At 41.7% G+C, this 18,563-nt stretch carries 14 protein-coding genes and 1 pseudogene; 10 read left to right on the top strand and 5 right to left on the bottom strand.

The window, feature by feature from the left end; genetic code table 11:
* Positions 1-32: 32 nt before the first annotated feature.
* On the top strand, positions 33-1,109 hold the full coding sequence (locus ACQ96U_RS06040; protein WP_431720602.1) for a 3-deoxy-7-phosphoheptulonate synthase: 1,077 nt from the start codon (positions 33-35) through the stop codon (positions 1,107-1,109).
* 62 nt (positions 1,110-1,171) lie between these two features.
* On the opposite strand, the gene ACQ96U_RS06035 is transcribed toward ACQ96U_RS06040, so the two are convergent.
* Positions 1,172-1,513: a hypothetical protein gene (locus ACQ96U_RS06035; RefSeq protein ID WP_431720345.1), complete on the bottom strand. Its 342-nt coding sequence runs from the start codon at positions 1,511-1,513 to the stop codon at positions 1,172-1,174.
* Positions 1,514-1,624: 111 nt separating this feature from the next.
* Here ACQ96U_RS06035 and greB point away from each other — a divergent pair, with 111 nt between their 5' ends.
* The 3 genes from greB to ACQ96U_RS06020 all read left to right on the top strand — a co-directional run bounded on the left by greB (position 1,625) and on the right by ACQ96U_RS06020 (position 4,141).
* Complete coding sequence (gene greB, locus ACQ96U_RS06030; protein WP_431720344.1) at positions 1,625-2,125, top strand: transcription elongation factor GreB; 501 nt, start codon at positions 1,625-1,627, stop codon at positions 2,123-2,125.
* A 572-nt stretch (positions 2,126-2,697) separates the two neighbouring features.
* Positions 2,698-3,642, top strand: coding sequence for a lipase family alpha/beta hydrolase (locus ACQ96U_RS06025; protein WP_431720343.1), 945 nt, complete (start codon positions 2,698-2,700; stop codon positions 3,640-3,642).
* 148 nt (positions 3,643-3,790) lie between these two features.
* Positions 3,791-4,141, top strand: coding sequence for an ArsR/SmtB family transcription factor (locus ACQ96U_RS06020; RefSeq protein WP_431720601.1), 351 nt, complete (start codon positions 3,791-3,793; stop codon positions 4,139-4,141).
* A gap of 238 nt (positions 4,142-4,379) precedes the next feature.
* Here the strand turns inward: ACQ96U_RS06020 and nfuA are convergent, their stop codons facing one another.
* Positions 4,380-4,958, bottom strand: a complete 579-nt coding sequence (gene nfuA, locus ACQ96U_RS06015; RefSeq protein WP_431720342.1) for a Fe-S biogenesis protein NfuA — start codon at positions 4,956-4,958, stop codon at positions 4,380-4,382.
* Positions 4,959-5,214: 256 nt separating this feature from the next.
* Between nfuA and metH the strand changes: the two genes are divergently transcribed.
* The 3 genes from metH to ACQ96U_RS06000 all read left to right on the top strand — a co-directional run bounded on the left by metH (position 5,215) and on the right by ACQ96U_RS06000 (position 11,531).
* Positions 5,215-8,913 carry a methionine synthase gene (gene metH / locus ACQ96U_RS06010; protein WP_431720341.1) on the top strand — a complete coding sequence of 1,233 codons (3,699 nt, stop codon included), beginning with the start codon at positions 5,215-5,217 and terminating at the stop codon, positions 8,911-8,913.
* A 256-nt stretch (positions 8,914-9,169) separates the two neighbouring features.
* Positions 9,170-10,492, top strand: a complete 1,323-nt coding sequence (locus ACQ96U_RS06005; RefSeq protein ID WP_431720340.1) for an MATE family efflux transporter — start codon at positions 9,170-9,172, stop codon at positions 10,490-10,492.
* Positions 10,446-11,531, top strand: a complete 1,086-nt coding sequence (locus ACQ96U_RS06000; RefSeq protein WP_431720339.1) for an aminopeptidase — start codon at positions 10,446-10,448, stop codon at positions 11,529-11,531. Before ACQ96U_RS06005 ends, ACQ96U_RS06000 begins: the two co-directional genes overlap by 47 nt.
* A 15-nt stretch (positions 11,532-11,546) precedes the next feature.
* On the opposite strand, the gene ACQ96U_RS05995 is transcribed toward ACQ96U_RS06000, so the two are convergent.
* The gene (locus tag ACQ96U_RS05995) at positions 11,547-12,578 is read right to left on the bottom strand and encodes a hypothetical protein (protein WP_431720338.1); all 1,032 of its coding nucleotides are present in this window, start codon (positions 12,576-12,578) and stop codon (positions 11,547-11,549) included.
* A 408-nt stretch (positions 12,579-12,986) separates the two neighbouring features.
* Here ACQ96U_RS05995 and ACQ96U_RS05990 point away from each other — a divergent pair, with 408 nt between their 5' ends.
* Positions 12,987-13,367, top strand: coding sequence for a hypothetical protein (locus ACQ96U_RS05990; RefSeq protein ID WP_431720337.1), 381 nt, complete (start codon positions 12,987-12,989; stop codon positions 13,365-13,367).
* 95 nt (positions 13,368-13,462) lie between these two features.
* Here ACQ96U_RS05990 and ptsG read toward each other — a convergent pair whose 3' ends face one another.
* On the bottom strand, positions 13,463-15,244 hold the full coding sequence (gene ptsG / locus ACQ96U_RS05985; RefSeq protein WP_431720336.1) for a PTS glucose transporter subunit IIBC: 1,782 nt from the start codon (positions 15,242-15,244) through the stop codon (positions 13,463-13,465).
* 232 nt (positions 15,245-15,476) lie between these two features.
* Between ptsG and ACQ96U_RS05980 the strand changes: the two are divergent.
* A pseudogene (locus tag ACQ96U_RS05980) lies at positions 15,477-15,672 on the top strand (alpha-amylase family glycosyl hydrolase); the annotation flags it as partial.
* A gap of 285 nt (positions 15,673-15,957) precedes the next feature.
* Positions 15,958-16,128 carry a hypothetical protein gene (locus ACQ96U_RS05975; RefSeq protein ID WP_431720335.1) on the top strand — a complete coding sequence of 57 codons (171 nt, stop codon included), beginning with the start codon at positions 15,958-15,960 and terminating at the stop codon, positions 16,126-16,128.
* Between the two features lie 221 nt (positions 16,129-16,349).
* Here the strand turns inward: ACQ96U_RS05975 and ACQ96U_RS05970 are convergent, their stop codons facing one another.
* Positions 16,350-18,077, bottom strand: a complete 1,728-nt coding sequence (locus ACQ96U_RS05970; protein WP_431720334.1) for a sphingomyelin phosphodiesterase — start codon at positions 18,075-18,077, stop codon at positions 16,350-16,352.
* Positions 18,078-18,563 lie beyond the last annotated feature (486 nt).

The following is an 18,563-nucleotide window of genomic DNA, read 5'->3' as shown; positions in this document are numbered from 1 at the left end:
AGATAGGGTGTAATAAATAAATAGGAATCATGATGTCTAACTTACCCATTGATGACTTAAATGTTGTCGCACAAGACTTACTGATAACGCCGACCCAGTTGAAGCGTGATATTCCGTTATCAGATAAAGCTTATGAGGTTGTAGATCAAGGCCGAGAAACTATACGAAATATTCTAGACCATAATGATCACCGTTTAATGATAGTGATTGGTCCCTGCTCTATTCACGATACTGAAGCGGCGATTGATTATGCTCATCGTTTGAAAAAGCTGGCTGATGCAGTGTCAGATACCCTCTATCTTGTTATGCGTGTGTATTTTGAGAAGCCTAGAACCACAGTGGGTTGGAAAGGCCTTATCAATGACCCCTATTTAAATGATTCCTTTAAAATTGAAGATGGGCTACATATCGGTCGTAAACTGTTGCTGGATGTTGCAGAAATTGGATTACCTACGGCGACTGAAGCGCTGGACCCCATTTCACCTCAGTACTTACAGGATTTAATCAGTTGGTCAGCCATTGGCGCGAGAACGACTGAATCTCAGACACACCGGGAAATGGCCAGTGGTTTGTCTTCTGCTGTTGGTTTTAAAAATGGTACTGATGGCAGTCTGACTGTAGCAATCAACGCATTACAGTCAGTTTCCAGCCCTCACCGTTTTCTGGGGATCAACCGTGATGGCCAGGTCGCCATCATTCATACCCGAGGTAATCCTTATGGGCATGTGGTGCTCCGTGGGGGGAATGGTAAGCCTAATTATGATTCCGTCAATGTGACTCTGTGTGAGCAGGCATTGATAAAGCATGGTATCACGCCCAATTTAATGATTGATTGTAGTCATGCCAACTCTAATAAAGATCCAAGCTTACAACCACTTGTGATGGAAAATGTGACGAATCAAATCATTGATGGTAATGAGTCCATTATTGGGTTGATGGTTGAAAGCCATATTGGCTGGGGTAGCCAATCCATTCCTGCTAATTTGGAAGACTTGAAATATGGCGTTTCAATTACTGATGCGTGTATTGACTGGGAGACTACAGAGAATAGCTTGATTGAAATGCGTAACAAGCTAAAAGATGTCTTACCAAATCGCAACGTTAAATAAGGACTAAGTTCACCCAGGGCTTGGCTATCAAGCCCTGATAATAAACTGGTTAAAAGTTGATTTTACTTTAACAGCGAAAGTTGTTGAGGGGAGATCTCAGCAGAGCGCTCTTCTTGATGTTCTTTTAATGCCTTAGACTTTTTACTGGGGTGAGGCATATTTTCAATTCGACGTAACAGTATAGCTTTACAGATAAGACATACCTCAGACATGCGCTGGTTAGTAAGCACATCTGCGAAGGAAGCATGTTGAATCACCTCTGTACATAGCGTGCGATTTCGTTGCCCTTCTTCAATGTCATAATTTGACTCCACAAGATGGTGTTCATGACTTTCAGGGTCAGTAATCACAAAGTAATCAGAAAGTATACTCTGCTTGTAGCGTTTCACCGTATCGTCTGTCATTCCTGGCAAAAGGCGGCTAAGATACACGATTTATTGGCTTTTGAATAGACTACAGTTAATCCGACCTGGTACGCTGGTTAGCAACTGATACGGTGATTGATATTTTCTGCTATGAGCAAAAATACATTTTCTCGCCCCCCCTATATTACGCCTGAGGGGGCAAAAGCACTTCAGAATGAGCTGGACTACTTATGGCGTATTAAACGTCCTGAGGTTACACAGGCTGTTGCCGATGCGGCAGCACTGGGTGATCGTTCTGAAAATGCTGAATATATCTATGGTAAGAAACAACTGCGAGAAATTGATCGTCGAGTGCGGTATTTACGAAAGCGACTAGAACATATAAAGGTCGTTGATAGCCTGCCTGAGCAAAGAGATAAAGTATACTTTGGTGCTTGGGTCACTGTTGAAGATGAAGATGGTATTCAGGCGCGTTATCGGATAGTGGGTACAGATGAGTCTGATGCAAGTCAGGGATTAATCAGTATTGATACGCCTGTTGCTCGAGCAATGATTGGTAAAACGTTGTTTGATGAAGTTGATCTGGTTCTACCATCAGGACAAAAGACAATTACGGTCATTGCCATTGACTATACTGAACCTTCACCGTGAATACCCGAAAAGTAAAAAAATAAAATGACTTTATGGCAAAGGTGGGACAGGCGTATTTAATCAAGAGGCGTCGATTGGCTGTTATGAGCTGAGACAGTACTGGAACGGTTATGTTTAACATTAATGGTTGGGCGAACTGATTAGTTAAATTTTAATAATTTTATACGATAGTTTTGGTTTTGTTTGAAAAAGGCATTTTTTCACGTCTTTATTTGATTTAATGGTTTAGTCGCACTATTTTATCAACGGGTTGATAAAAAGTTTTATCTGCGAGTGATGTGCGTATTAACAAAAATATGCCGTAGTCGACACAATAACCAGAATTGTTTAACAAAACGCTTGACTAATTCACGCTAAATATAATCAAATAACCAATGTCTTATTCACTTAGGCATTTATAAGCTTAAACTGAAATGTAAGACAGTTTTTTTACTAATTATAAGTGTGAATAAAAAATTAAAAATATAAAAATGGGTATTTCTTTAAGGGAGGTGACAACTTAGATATAGCTCCTGAGATACGTGAATAATAATAACAATTAAGGAATATATAATAAAAACAAAGGATCAACTATGAAAATGTCAATTAAGCTAGGCGCGTGGTTATTTGGCGCTACTTTAGTTGTTTCATCGGTTTCTAGTTTTGCTACAGAAAAACGCAGTGCTACACAATATACGAAAACACGGTATCCCATTGTTTTAGTGCATGGGATGTTTGGTTTTGACTCTGCTTTAGGCGTAGATTATTGGTACGGTATTGTCTCTGACTTACGTCGTAGTGGTGCAGAGGTCTATGTAGCTCAAGTGACAGCGTTGGAAGACAGTGTTCATCGTGGTGAAGAGTTATTGCATTATCTTGAAGAGCTTAAAGCGATAACAGGACATTCTGCGTTTAACCTGATTGGGCATTCGCAAGGTGGTCCTACTAGTCGTTATGTTGCTGCAGTACGCCCTGACTTGGTTAAATCTGTTTCTTCAGTTGCCTCACCTCATAAAGGCAGTAAAGTGGCTGACCTACTGATGACAAAACCTGGTGGCAGTATGGGTGATAGACTGTTGGAGAAGGTATCCAACGGCTTAGCAAAGCTTATTGGTATTGCATCTGGCTCTCCGCAAGACAAACAAGATTTTCAACGAAGTGTCTCCTCTCTAAGTACTTACGAATCAGCATTGTTTAATGCCCAATTTCCTGCAGGTATTCCGTCATCTTTTTGTGGCGAGGGGAAATCGCTGGTTAGTGGGGTACGCTATTACTCTTGGGCAGGCAGCTCAACGCTGACAAATGTCCTTGATGCCAGTGATTATGCGTTATCTGCAACAGGGCTGGCTTTTTCAGAAGAGAATGATGGAATGGTTGCCCGTTGTAGTAGCCACTTGGGACGTGTTATTCGGGATAATTTTAAGATGAACCATTTAGATCAAATAAATCACTTTTTTGGTATTCACCACTTATTTGAAACTGATCCAGTGACGGTTTACCGTCAGCACGCTAACCGCCTTCAGCTTGCAGGATTGTAAAATTTTGTATCAAGGTTGTTAGTTTTGTGACATCGTTAAGTGATTAGTTGTCATTTATGTTTAGTTTCATTACGATACACAAAAAGTGATCACTATGGTAAGGCAGTCCATGACATCACCAACTTGTACAACTGTAAACCCTGATCATATGAGAGAAAATGCACGTACTGCAGTTAATTTTCTCAAGGCAATAAGTAACGAAAATCGACTTATGATTTTATGCTACTTGGGGGAAAGGGAGTTTTCTGTTTCGCAGTTGAACGACTGTCTCGATCTGAGTCAGTCAGCCCTCTCACAGCATTTAGCTGTACTGCGCAAGGATGGTCTGGTGACTACGCGCAAAGAAGCGCAAACAGTTTACTACTCTTTAGCCAGTGAGGAAGCCAAAGAACTCATTAGCTTACTGGATAAATTATTTTGTCCAGCCCCTACTTCAGCCGTTACTTCAGAACTTCCATCCACTTCTTCAGCCTCGGTAAAAAGTTATGAAGTAGTTTAATAAGTTAGTCCTGGTATTTTTTTTGATCGGAACTAACACATAATAATAACGTTCACATACTTGCACTTTATGTTATTTCACCGAGTAATTTTTTACTCGGTGAAATAACACTAAAAAGTATATTTGATAATAAATAGAATTATTTTTTAGCCCTTAATATTGATATTATTAAAAATTAAACATATTTGGGCTTGTTAGTGGCCTAATTCCATCCATTTTGAGATAAATTATTTGTAAGCTAGTAGTAGGCTTGTGTTGTATCAGAGTGATCAGTGACATCTCTCACTCCTTTCAGCTCAGGTATACGCTCCAGTAATGTTTTTTCAATACCTTCTTTTAAGGTCAGGTCGACCATACCACAGCCTTGACAACCGCCACCAAATTGTAAGACAGCAACTTCATCAACGATTTCAATCAATTCTACTCGTCCACCATGGGCTGCAAGCCCAGGATTAATTTCTGTGATGAGAATGTAATTAATGCGTTCATTCAGTGGGCTATCTTCGTTGATGCGAGGTACTTTAGCATTCGGCGCCTTAATGGTTAGCTGACCTCCAAAGCGATCTGTGGCGTAGTCCACTTCAGCTTCTTCCAGGTATGGCTCACTATCGCCTTCAATCCAGGCACTAAATCCCTTTAATGGCATTTCAATATCACCTTCCTGCTGTTCCTCTGGTTTGCAGTAGGCGATACAGGTTTCGGCATAAGGCGTTCCTGGCTGTGTGATAAAAATACGGATGCCAATCCCTTCAACTTCCTGTTTTGCCAGTAGTTCTGCCAAGTAGTCTTGGGCAGACTCAGTAATTTTGATATTCATTTATGGCTCTCAGTAACACACTTCAGACTAATTCACATTCTAATTAGACAGTGTATAGCAAGTTCAATTCCGAGTAAATTGATCGGGTATTGATAGGCGACAGTTTATTACTAAAGCATCGCTTAAGTATAAAGGTTTTTGTTAGAATGCTTGGCTTTGCTTGCATATTTCTAACTAATAAACCGCTGTGAAGTGTTAACAGACCTTTTTATGGGCTGAACCGACTGACTGTTAACCCATCTTCAGGAATAAAATAATGACAGTAAAAAACCAACGCACCACATTGTTAATGGACCAGTTACAGCAACGGATATTGATTCTGGACGGTGCAATGGGAACCATGATTCAAGCCTACCGCCTAGAGGAGCCTGACTATCGTGGAGTACGTTTTGCTGATATTAACCGAGAATTGAAAGGCAATAATGATCTTTTGTCGTTAACGCAGCCTGATATTATCTTAGCTATTCATAAAGCTTACCTGGAAGCGGGTGCTGACATAATTGAAACCAACACATTCAACTCAACTCAGGTATCACAGGCTGACTATGGCCTTGAAGCGTTGGTTTCTGAGCTGAATTATGAATCTGCTCGTTTAGCACGTCGTGCAGCCGATGAAATGACTGCATTAACACCAGATCAACCCCGCTTTGTTGCAGGCGTATTGGGGCCGACAAGCCGTACTGCAACGATATCCCCTGATGTTAATAACCCTGGTTTTCGCAATATTACCTTTGATCAATTAGTTACCGATTACACAGAAGCGGCACAAGCGCTCATTGATGGTGGTGTTGATCTTATTTTGATTGAAACGGTATTTGACACCCTGAACTGTAAAGCAGCTATTTATGCAGTACAAACCCTGTTTGACCGGATAGGGGCAACACTACCGATTATGATATCAGGGACCATTACCGATGCTTCAGGTCGAACGCTTTCTGGGCAGACCACTGAAGCTTTTTGGAACTCAGTAGCCCATGCTAAACCTTTGAGTATTGGCTTAAACTGTGCGCTTGGTGCGAAGGAGCTGCGACCTTATCTTGAAGAACTGGCATTAAAAGCAGATACCTTGGTCAGTGCCCATCCTAATGCCGGATTACCTAACGAGTTTGGTGAATATGACGAGTCCCCCGAGAGCATGGCGGCAGTAATAGAAGAATTTGCTCAAAGTGGGTTTGTTAATATTATTGGCGGCTGCTGTGGTACCACGCCTGCCCATATTCAAGCGATCGCTAACACGGTGGCTAAGTACCCTCCCCGTCAGCCACCAACTGTTAACGTGGCCTGCCGACTCAGTGGTTTGGAAGTCTTTAATATTAAAGCGGACAGCTTATTTGTTAACGTGGGGGAACGCACCAATATCACGGGCTCAGCCCGTTTTGCACGACTCATCCGTGAAAATGACTATGAAACTGCATTAGACGTTGCACGAGACCAGGTTGAAAATGGTGCTCAAATAATAGATATCAACATGGATGAAGGCATGCTTGATTCTGAGCATGCCATGGTGACTTTCCTTAACTTGATTGCTGCTGAGCCTGATATTGCCCGGGTACCTTTGATGATTGACTCTTCTAAGTGGGATGTCATTGAAGCTGGTTTGAAGTGTGTCCAAGGTAAGTGCATTGTTAACTCAATTAGCTTAAAAGAGGGTGAAGCTGACTTTATTGATAAAGCAAAACGCTGCATGCATTATGGCGCAGCGGTTGTGGTGATGGCTTTCGATGAGCAAGGCCAGGCCGATACAGCGGCACGAAAAATAGAGATCTGCCAGCGTTCCTACGATATTTTAGTGAATAAAGTAGGTTTTTTACCTCAGGATATTATTTTTGATCCCAATATTTTTGCAGTGGCAACGGGGATTGAAGAGCACAATGATTATGCCCAAGCTTTTTATACAGCATGCCGTTATATCAAACAGCATTTACCTCATGCTTTGATTTCAGGTGGAGTGAGTAACGTTTCATTTTCATTCCGAGGAAATAATCCCGTACGTGAAGCGATTCATGCTGTTTTCCTTTACCACGGAATTCAAGCGGGCTTAGACATGGGCATTGTTAATGCTGGGCAATTGGCAATATATGAAGAAATTCCCCAAAAATTACGCGACTGTGTTGAAGATGTTGTATTAAACCGAAATGAAAATGCCACTGAAGCATTATTGGAAGTAGCTGATGAGTTTCGTGGTGATGGTAAGGCAGCATCAAAATCAACTGAAGACCTTAGCTGGCGAAGTATACCCGTTGAAAAACGGTTAGAGCATGCATTGGTGAAAGGTATTTCTCAATTTATAGTTGAGGATACAGAAGCAGCCCGACTGGCTGCTGACCAACCTGTTGAGGTTATCGAAGGTCCGTTAATGTCAGGCATGAATGTCGTTGGTGATCTATTTGGTGCTGGTAAAATGTTCTTGCCTCAGGTAGTGAAAAGTGCGCGTGTGATGAAACAAGCTGTAGCCCACTTAGTGCCTTTTATTGAAGCGGAAAAAAGTGAAGGTGCAAAAGCCAAAGGTAAGATCCTAATGGCTACGGTAAAAGGTGATGTGCATGATATTGGTAAAAATATTGTGGGCGTGGTCCTGCAATGTAATAACTATGAAGTGATTGATTTGGGCGTAATGGTGCCTTGCGAAAAAATTCTGCAAACCGCTCGTGAGCATGATGTTGATATTATCGGTTTGAGTGGTTTGATTACCCCTTCTCTGGATGAGATGGTGCATGTCGCTAAGGAAATGCAGCGTCAAGAGTTCAAAATACCGTTACTGATTGGTGGAGCAACAACGTCGAAAGCGCATACTGCCGTAAAAATTGCACCTCAGTATAAAGGCGCAACAGTTTATGTACCTGATGCCTCTCGCAGTGTTGGGGTTGCAACTCAGTTACTAGGTGCTCAGTTTGAAAAATTTCTGGCGGCACTCAATGAGGAATATGACATTGTCCGTGCCAGAAATATGGGACGAAAACCAAAGGCGGGCCCTGTACCCTATGCGGACTTATCCTCTCACAAACATGCTATTGATTGGTCAACGTATACACCACCCAAGCCAGCTTTTACGGGGGTGAAAGTGTTTAACGACTATGACTTAAAAGCGTTAATTCCTTATATTGACTGGACGCCTTTCTTTATCAGCTGGGATTTGGCGGGTAAGTACCCTGCTATTCTCCAGGATGAAGTGGTGGGGGCTGCGGCTACTCAGCTGTATGCTGACGCGCAACAGATGTTGCATAAACTCATCGATGAACAGTTGATTAAAGCAGAGGCAGTTATAGGTATTTGGCCTGCAGGCCAGCAAAATCATGATGATATTGTCGTGTATGAAGATGAAAGTCGCTCTTCGATTAAAACACGCTTACATCATTTGCGTCAGCAAATTGAAAAGCCGCAAGGTAAACCACAACATTGTTTAGCCGATTATATTGCACCTGAAGAAAGTGGTATTCATGACTATGTGGGTGGGTTTATTGTCACCACGGGTATTGGTGCAGACGAACTTGCCCGTCAGTATGAGTCGGCTCATGACGATTACAACAGTATTATGGTTAAAGCACTTGCGGACCGGTTAGCAGAAGCCTTTGCAGAACATATGCATGAGCGTGTTCGCAAAGAGTTTTGGGGGTATGCTGAAGCCGAGTCCCTTGATAATGAAGCACTGATCAAAGAGCGTTATCAAGGTATTCGCCCTGCTCCAGGCTACCCCGCTTGTCCTGATCATACTGAGAAAGCAACATTGTTTGAGTTGCTAGACGCAGAACAGAATTCCACGGTTTCATTAACTGAGCACTTTGCCATGTTGCCAGCGGCTTCTGTCAGTGGCTGGTATTTTTCCGCACCAGAAGCGCGTTATTTTTCAGTGGGAAAAATAGCGCGAGATCAAGTTGAATCTTATGCTGAGCGGAAAGGTATTACGGTTGAAGAAGCTGAACGCTGGTTGGCACCAAACTTAAGTTATGAACCTTAATGCCAACTGAATTACTTTCTCTCTCTTAAGTTAGCGGCTGTCGTAAAAGCTCGGTAGTGTTGCGACAGCCTCCTTAAGAAGGAGTAAAAATGGGTGCTTTTACGTATTATCTTACCTTTATTCGTATCTTTTGGGATTCTACGAATATCTTAGTTATCTACCTTATTTAAAAAATTAGGATGAAATAAAATCCTAACAAGGCATGATAAGTCACAGCTGTTTAGTTGAACGCTCATAGCATGTATTGGGGGCACGGTTGCAACTTCAACGTATTCAAACCATTTTATTGCTCGGTTTACCCATCATTGGTGGTATGTTATCGCAAAGCCTTTTAAACCTGGTTGATGCGGCAATGGTTGGGAGTTTGGGAGAAATATCGCTGGCGGGTGTGGGTATTGCCAGCTATGCCAACTTTATGTGCGTATCATTAGTAACAGGGTTATCTTCAGGCGTCCAAGCGCTTGTTGCTCGTCGCAATGGACAGCAGCGAACAAAAGAGTGTGCGCAACCACTGCATGTAGGTTTGCTAATTGGCGTTGGGGTGGCATTACCCGTCAGTATATTAATTTACTGGTTTGCGCCTTGGTACTTAAAGCTACTGAATAATGATTCTGGTGTGCTCTCAGAGGCTATTCCTTATTTTCAATGGCGCGTTTTGAGTGTGGCAGCCGTTGCTTTTAATTTTTCATTTAGAGGGTTTTGGAATGGTATTAATCACTCCATGATTTATCTTCGTGCCTTGTTATTAATGCATATTATTAACGTTATTCTGTCGTATTGTCTTATTTTTGGCTGTTTTGGGTTACCTGCAATGGGTTCAGCGGGAGCTGGATTGGGTACAACAATAGCCATGTACTTCGGTAGTTTGATTTATGCGTGGATGACCTGGCAGATGGGTCGCCGTTATGGTTTTATGCAAAGCACACCAGATCAACGAACCTGGGCTGGCGTACTTAAACTTGCGATACCCACATCACTGCAGCAAACTCTGTTTGCGACAGGTATAACGGCAATGTTTTGGATTATTGGGCAAGTGGGTAGTCATGCCTTGGCGGTTGGACATGTGTTGGTTAACTTGGCGCTATTCCTTATTTTACCTGGGGTTGGCTTAGGTATGGCGGCAACCACATTGGTCAGTCATTCTTTAGGTGAAAATAAGCCAGATCATGCTTATCAGTGGGGATGGGATACTGTCAAAGTAGCAGGTGGAATACTCATTGTACTGGGTATCCCCTTTTGGCTTTGTCCGGATCTTATTCTTAGCTGCTTCATCCATGATGAGCAAGTACGGGCAGTGGGTATACTTCCCCTGCAGCTTACAGGGTTAACGATGGTGCTGGATGCTACGTCGTTGGTACTAACCCAGGCTTTATTAGGTGCTGGAGCAAATAGGACAGTTTTGAAAATTGCGGTATCTATGCAATGGTTATTTTTCTTGCCGCTGGCTTGGGTGTTTGGTCCTTATCTTGGTTATGGCTTAATAGCTATTTGGCTCTTACAAATTATACAGCGAACATTAACTTCAGTAATTTATGGCATTATTTGGTCCCGTCGCCACTGGGCGAGTATTCGTTTGTAAAGTAGTTGTTTTACTGTTATTGGCAGCAGTGGTAACTGGTTGTGAGACAATTCATTATTATCAACAAGCGGCTTTGGGTCAGCTAGATGTGGTACAACGCCGCAAACCTGTCATCGAATATATTGATACAACAGATAATGTACGTCTTAAACAGCAGTTAGCAGTTAGTCAACAACTGCTGCATTTTGCCAAACAAAAACTGTATTTACCTGTTGGTGGTAGCTATCAGGATTATGTGGATCTTGAGCGTCCCTATGTGGTTTGGAACGTTTTTGCGGCACCTGCCTTATCTCTTGAGCAGAAAACCTGGTGTTATCCATTGGTGGGTTGTCTGGCCTATCGGGGCTACTACCATGAAGCGGATGCCAAAGCGACCGCTGCTCAACTTCAGGCTGAGGGCTTTGATACCTATGTCGCAGGTATCAAAGCTTACTCTACGCTGGGCTGGTTTAGTGACCCTCTGCTAAATACCTTTATACACTTTCCTGAAGCCCACCTTGCTGAGTTGCTATTCCATGAGCTTACGCATCAATGGTTGTATGTTCCTGGTGATACCGATTTCAATGAAAGTCTGGCCACCGTTGTGGCGCTTGAAGGTGTGAAGCGCTGGTATCGGCAGGCTCATCCTGGGGCTGATCCATTAGGACCATTACAAGATCGACTGCAATTTGAGGATGAATTTACCCGCTGGTTATTGGGGTATCGTCAGCAACTGGGTGCAGTTTACCGTAGTCATTTAGCGGATGAGCAAAAACTACAGCAAAAGCATGAAGTTATAGTGGCCATACAGCATGATTATAACCAGTTACGCCAAGGGCCTTGGAAAAAGTGGCCAGCGTATGATCAATGGATAGCCGCAGGGCTGAATAACGCTAAGCTGGCTTCTATTGCCAGCTATTATCGTTGGGTTCCTGCACTACAGGCGCTATTAGCAAAGCAACAAACTCTGTCTTCATTTTATAAAGCCTGTGAAGCACTTGAAGCGCTTGATCAAGCTGATCGAGAAGCTGCTCTCATGGAGTTGTCCCAGCAAGAGTGATGTCCCCTCCTCTACTTAATCTGTTGAGTCATCTTGCTGGTGACGGCGCAAAAGTTTGAGTTCAGCTTCAATATGTCGTAACTCTCGCAGCTGGTGTTCAAGCTGGTCATGGCGCTCTTGAATAACAGAAAACTGACCTTTAAGTTGCCCTAGCTGAACATGCATTTCCTGACGTCGTTCTTTTTCTTGCTGCAGTGCTTGTAAGGTTTGTTGGTGTTGTTCAGTCAGCGTGTCGAGGGATTTTTCTTTTTCCTGAAGACGCTCTTGAATAATAGCTAAATCGGCTTGGGTGCGAACAAGTTGGCTGTTCAGCTCATTTTTTTGTTTGCTTAAATCAGACGCTTCTTGTCTTAGTTTGTCATTTTCCTGGCCACTGCGTTTCTCCTGCTCTCTTAATGTGCGACGAGACTCATCTAACTGTTGATAAAGTTTATTTTCATTCGCTTCATAAAGATCACTGATTCGCTTCATTTCTTCATGCAGTCGTTTATTGGCGGCATGTCGTTCATCTTCAACTTTGCGTTGCAGTTGCTCGATCGTGTTTTTTAGATGCTGGTTTGTTTGGAGCTCTGTCTCATAACGTTGTTTAAACTCCAAACGTTCTGTTTTGAGCTGGCTCAGTTCAGTCCGCTTACGGTCGATATGACGCTCGCGCTCAGATACTGTATCTCTTAACTCTGCCAGCTTGGCATGCATATTAGCCAGCTCATCACGCTGTTTATCTTTATCGAGCTGGAATTGTGTTTGTTTCTCTTTTTCCTCAGCGAGCTCTGCTCTCAAGTCTTCATTATGTTTTGAGGCTTCAGACTGAAACTTTTCTTTAAGCTGTAGACACCATTCATTTAAACCTGCCAGAAGCTCATGATCTAAATACTCAAGGCCATTAAGTCTGGCATTGAGTACCTTCCACTCTTGTATCCAAGGTCCTAGCTTGGTGAATGATCCCCCGGTGATGGCCTGTACATCAGCTTGTTTTACATGGCCTGTTTCTTCAAACAACTTCTTACAAGCGGAAAATACCGCATCACGTGTAACTGAGCTTGCCATAGCGCTTCGTGTTCTCAATAAGTGTTTGTTTTTAGTTAAGTGTAGCCTTGTTTGATTAAATATTAATCAGCTTTGGCTGTTAATAATTATAATACGATATTTAGTATATAGTAATACGTATTATCAAAAATGGTATTATATTATCTTATAAGTAAAAAAATAGCCGATAACTGAAGTTATCGGCTATTTTTTTTGCTGAAGTGGATATTAATACCGTTTCAATATCTCTATGGAAGCTCAGAAGGCCTCTTAAGTGAATATGAGAAAATCCTGTTTGTGATTAGGGAAATTTGACGTTAAGCGACGTGAGCAACGGTTGGATTTATGGAAAACAGTGTCCCCTCGGCAACCGTGCGTGACTTCCCTGTTAGCCTTTTCCTCCATTATTCATGGTTAAGGAGAAGCCCCATGCAAGCGGTATCAGAATCTGAAACCCCTTTAACACTGGAAGCGGTCAAGGCTAAATTTGAAGCCTGGCGGCAGCGTCCTAAACCCCGTAAACCATTTCCTAATGAACTATGGCATGATTTCTTTCGACTACAGGAGCAGAAGATATTAACGACATTACGTCCTACTTGTGCTCAGTTTATGCGTAAACGTGCGGTGTTACTGGGAAAGGCTGAGCATCTTACGGAGAAAACGCCACCTAATAAGTCATCGTCATCTAGTTCATCTCAAGTGACTGAGTTTATTAGCGTCGATCTTGCCACGACAGATGTTGTGTTCAGTGGATACATACGACCACTGCAGTGTAAAGGGCAAGGATCACTCTCTGAATACTCAGGATGATTCAAGACAATGGTTTCTGCAGCGGTATAGGCATCTGCAGCAAGCGTTATTGACTGTAACTCACGGTTGCCGAGGGGACACAATGCTCCAAATCGTTACTCAAGTTGATTATTCATTTCTTCAGCAAATGCTTCTGCATTTAAGCCAACTAGCAAGTGCAGTTTATTATTGCCTAGTTGGGCAACACCATGGGCACCTGCTTTTTCGAGAGCTGTTGTATTCACCGCAGCGCTGTCTTTAACCTCTATGCGCAAGCGTGTTGTAGCACAACATTCTACATTGTTGATATTTGAGGCTCCCCCCAACGCCAGAATAAAGAGCTTTACTTTCTCTGGTATGCTCGGGTCAGCACACGTTGAGCTGCTGGATTCTTCTTTCGCTACAATAGTCGCTGAGGTAGCAGGGGCTACAACTTCGTCTTCTCCTGTCGTGTTCTTTAGGTACTCTTCCATATCGGTTTTAAAGTTTTCAGACTGAGGTCCAAAAATTGCTTGTACGCCATTGCCAACAACGACACAGCCAGCAGCACCGAGGGCTTTAAGTTTAGCTTGGTCTACTTTCGCGATTTCATTAACGGAGATGCGAAGACGAGTAATACAGGCATCGAGACTCGTGATGTTTTGTCGGCCACCAAAAGCAATGACGAGTTGTTTAGAGAAAGCAAATGCACCATCAGCATGAGCTTCATCTAGTGTATGTTCTGAGATCTCATCTTCACGGCCAGGGGTTTTCAGGTCAAACTTAACAATTACTGCGCGGAAGATAACGTAGTATACGGCTGCCCAAATGGGACCGATAATTAAGAACCACAGTGCATTTGAAGACTGATTGAAAAGAACAATGTAGTCAATCAATCCGTGTGAGAAGGTAGTACCGTGCTTAATACCCAAAGCGATACAGGTATAAAAAGCAGCTCCAGCTAATAAAGCATGAATTCCGTACAAGATTGGCGCTACGAAAAGGAAAGCAAATTCGATAGGTTCTGTAATCCCTGTCAAGAACGAAGTCAATGCAGCGGACAGCATGATACCACCAATTTTGGCGCGGTTTTCAGGTTTAGCGGTGTGCCAGATAGCAATAGCTGCTGCAGGTAAGCCCCACATTTTGAATAAATAGCCGCCTGCTAAGTTGCCTGCTGTTGGGTCATAGGCGATGTAGCGATGGATTTCACCTCGAACAGTTTCACCAGTACTGCTAACAAACTCACCAACTTCAAAAAAGAAAGGAACGTTCCAGATATGGTGTAAACCGAAAGGTATCAATGCGCGCTCGATAATGCCGTAGATTGTGAAGGCTAACCCAGGGCTTTCATTAGCGGCCCAATGTGAGAAGCCTTGAATGCCTGCACCGATAGGAGGCCAGATAAAACTTAATATAGTACCCAGTAAAATGGCTGCAAAAGCTGTGATGATAGGTACAAAACGTTTACCTGCAAAAAAGCCAAGATACTGAGGTAGTTGGATGCGGTAAAATCGATTAAATAGAAATCCAGCAATACCACCAATAGCAATACCACCAAACACACCAGTATCAATCGACTTGATACCCATAATAAGCTTAGTTTCAACGCCATAAGCGCTAGAGACGACACCCATTGTACCTAGAAGCACTGCATACCCGACGACTGAGGCTAAAGAGGCTACCCCATCATTTTGGGTTAAGCCTAGTGCAACACCAATGGCAAAGATAAGTGGTAAATTACTAAAAATCGCACCACCCGCTTGCTCCATTACATGGGATAGAGTTTCAGGCAGCCAGCTAAAATTTGCTGCACCCACACCGAGTAAAATACCTGCAACAGGTAGCACTGATACCGGAAGCATTAGCGCTTTACCAATCTTTTGCAAGAATGCAAAAGAAGATTTGAAGTCAATCATCGTGTCCTCCTTCCTTTTTCAAGGAAACAGCTTTTTTATTAAATTGTTTTTGACTGCCTATTTCAATTTTCCAAGTTAACTGTTAACACGTTGGCTGAAAAATTTAAGTTTAGCGCTTTTTCTACTGAGTGTTTGACAGTCAACTTCAGGCTTCGAATCTGAGTTATTATTGCTGGTACAAGGAACACGAACACTCAACTCATCAATACTACAGACAACAAGTAGAGCAAAGGAAAAGAGTGCTCGTTGGGCCAGTGATGAAGATGGTTGTAAAGGACGTTTTTGGGAAGGACGCTTTAAAAGTCAGGCTCTATTAGATTGAAGCCGCATTATTGACCTGCATGAGTTATGTAGATTTAAATCCTGTCCGAGCTAGCATTGCAGAAACACCAGAAGCATCAGATTTCACATCAATCCATGCTCGGATGGTAGCGTGGGCTAAGCGGTAACAGGAAAGCTTGCAGAAAAGAAAACCACGAAACCAGGTTTTTGTACGAAAAACAAAATTGCCAAAACAAACCCTACCTGTTGTACCTTTATTGTGTTTTTCAGGTAATGAATGACAAGGAAAGAAAACGACAATTCCCTTTAAATTAAAAGACTATTTGCAATTAGTGGATTGATTAGGACGTGCTATCCGTGATGATAAACGTGGTACCATCAATGAACAACAACCACTTATTCTTGAGCGTTTAAATATCAATAAAGATGAATTGCTTGCATATGTAAGCCGTAAAGAAAAGCGTTTTATTGATGTGGTTGGAACGGAAAATAGTATCCAACAAGCAGTGACGCGATGGCAACGGAAATTTATAAAAGGGATTAGGCTTGCTAAGCAACTCTTTTCGGTCAAGCGTGTTCAATATACTGTGTCCTCTCGGTAAGTGTGTGCCAATAGAAAATTTTTCAAGTCACGCACGCCTGCCGAGGGGACACGGAAAACAGCAAGAGAAGGTTTATGATTCGGCACTAACTTCGATAGAAGCAAAATGGTTAAGTAGACACCATCTATCGATGGTGCCCGATAAAGTGAGTTAACCTATTTTAAGCACAGCAGACTAGAACTTTAGATGTATAGTGACTTTCATGTAATGGATTATCTTGATCACTCGTTTTTGTTGAAGTAAATCGGGCCTGCAATTTTATTATGGTCATTATCAAGTAGATAAGCTTTATAACGGCCGTTTTCAGCGATGGTTAGGCTTAATTGTCCACGATAGTCTGTGGTATATCCCCAAGCATAAGCAGAATTTTGATCTGGTGTCTCACTCTCACGATAGACTGCTAATCTGGTATATGCTCCTCCTCCGTTATAGCTGAAGGTATAGTTATAATTATCGAATGATTGGATTTCTAGATAGTTAGGGTTATTACGATTAGAGTCAAATTCAAAGTGACCATGTTTAGCAAAATGATCAGATAGGTACTGGCTTAAAAGGTACCCTCCTTTACCATTGTTATCATTGGTTTGCGGACTCATAAAGGGGATAACTTTTACATAGCTTGATACTGGTTGTTTATGAGCCTTGGAATAAAGTACATAATCAAGGGTGCCTGTGCCACCAGTCGCATCGCTGTTTCTTGTTTCATCGTGACTGTTTATTAATACGGCATCTGATAGGTAAGATGGATTTTCAGCATTAAGTGATGCCAACATCTGGGTATAAATAGCCTTATGCTGAAAAACATTCATATCTCCTGCGATGATGACAGCTTCATTGGCAGGAATATGTCGTTTGGCTATGAATTTCCCAAGTTCAGAAATTTGTGCCATCGTTTCGGTATTAGCTGTTTGCGCTTGTTTCCATACTGGGTGTGTACCAAAAACATGATAAGGTGTGCCATGCTTTAAAATCTTGACGTACCAGGCACCTTTATGCTCTTGATTAAAGTCACATGGGCATTGCGTGTAGATTATAGCGTTCTTGATTTCGTTATCCTTTGAATCCGTTGCAATGGGCCATTTGCTTAAAATAACCACTCCTCCGTCATCTTGAAATGTTTGGTTTTTGGGTAAATTAAGTGGGCCAGTCCAGTAAGGGTGGGTTTTCTGTAAAGCTTCTCGCATATCATTACGGTATTCGTCATTGAAGGTTTCTTCTAAGACAATAATATCGAATGGTTTTAAGTGAAAAGGAATTTCATTTTTACGATAGCTCGCCTTATTGGCCATTCCTCTTGGCATCCATGTATTGTAACTAATAACATCAATAACGTTCTCTCTATCTACATCTGTAGAAACAGTATAATTATCAGGGTGGTCTTGGTTCAGTATCAGGTATATTTGATCATCCCCTGTACCTGAATTGTATTGACGATATTGTGCTTGGATAGTTTGTCCGTTATCCAAGGTAAACGTAAATGTCTTAGGTTCGTAATTGTCTGTGAATTTTTTTGATCCGCTATAATTTGGGCCTTGTATTTTTGTTTTTATCGAACTTCCCTGGCCTGTACATAGACCAAAAAATTCATTGCAAGGAGCGCTGGTAATTTGAGTAGTTAGCGTTACCTTTTGTGACATGATATCTAATGTTGATACAAACTCAAATAAATTACTATACCCAAGTCCCTCATTACGATTGAGTTTTGCAATAGGGTTTTGTTCAATCCTTTTATCATCACCATTTCTTGCAGGGATTTTTCCTGGGTTATTTTCCCAATAATTATAGCTTAGGTGACCAATGGTGTTTTCTGTATTTACATAGACACTGTAGTCGGTGTTATTCGCAAAGTATATCCATGTTTCTGCATAGCTTAAGCTTGCTATGAAGAAACATGAAATACCGAGCATTATTTTTTTTATTGTTATTGATGGAGTATCTGAGTCACTCATATAGAGCCTATTAGGAGTTTAGATAGATAATTATGTATTAAAAAGAGGTTAAGAGGATTTTTTGAGAGCATCAACGCAGGAATACAGACTGATAAAAATTATTACACCTGCCATATTATTTTCTGATTTTTATATATAATTTATTATTTTATTAATATTTTATTACCAATAAGATAGGTGAATAATAGGCATGAGAAGGATAGTTTATGATGTTGAATATTGGATTTTACATAAAGGAACATAGGACGATAGTAGGATTATGGTAGACCTGTTGGCTAGGAGGTTAAACTGTTTAAAATACAGCCACCCTATTCCTTGATGGTATATTGACAACAAGTTAAGTATGCGCACTGCATCACAAAAAAATAAACTCAGTTGAACTTAAAACTAACCAACCTGATATTATTGCCCCGCGATTAAATAATGTGTTCTCTATTTTTGTTTGAATGATTTGTTTTTACACACAAGGTATTTTAATCGCACCTA

The organism is Zooshikella sp. RANM57 (assembly GCF_050749885.1).
Taxonomy (GTDB): Bacteria; Pseudomonadota; Gammaproteobacteria; order Pseudomonadales; family Zooshikellaceae; genus Zooshikella.
This window is presented reverse-complemented; position numbering and strand designations above follow the sequence as displayed.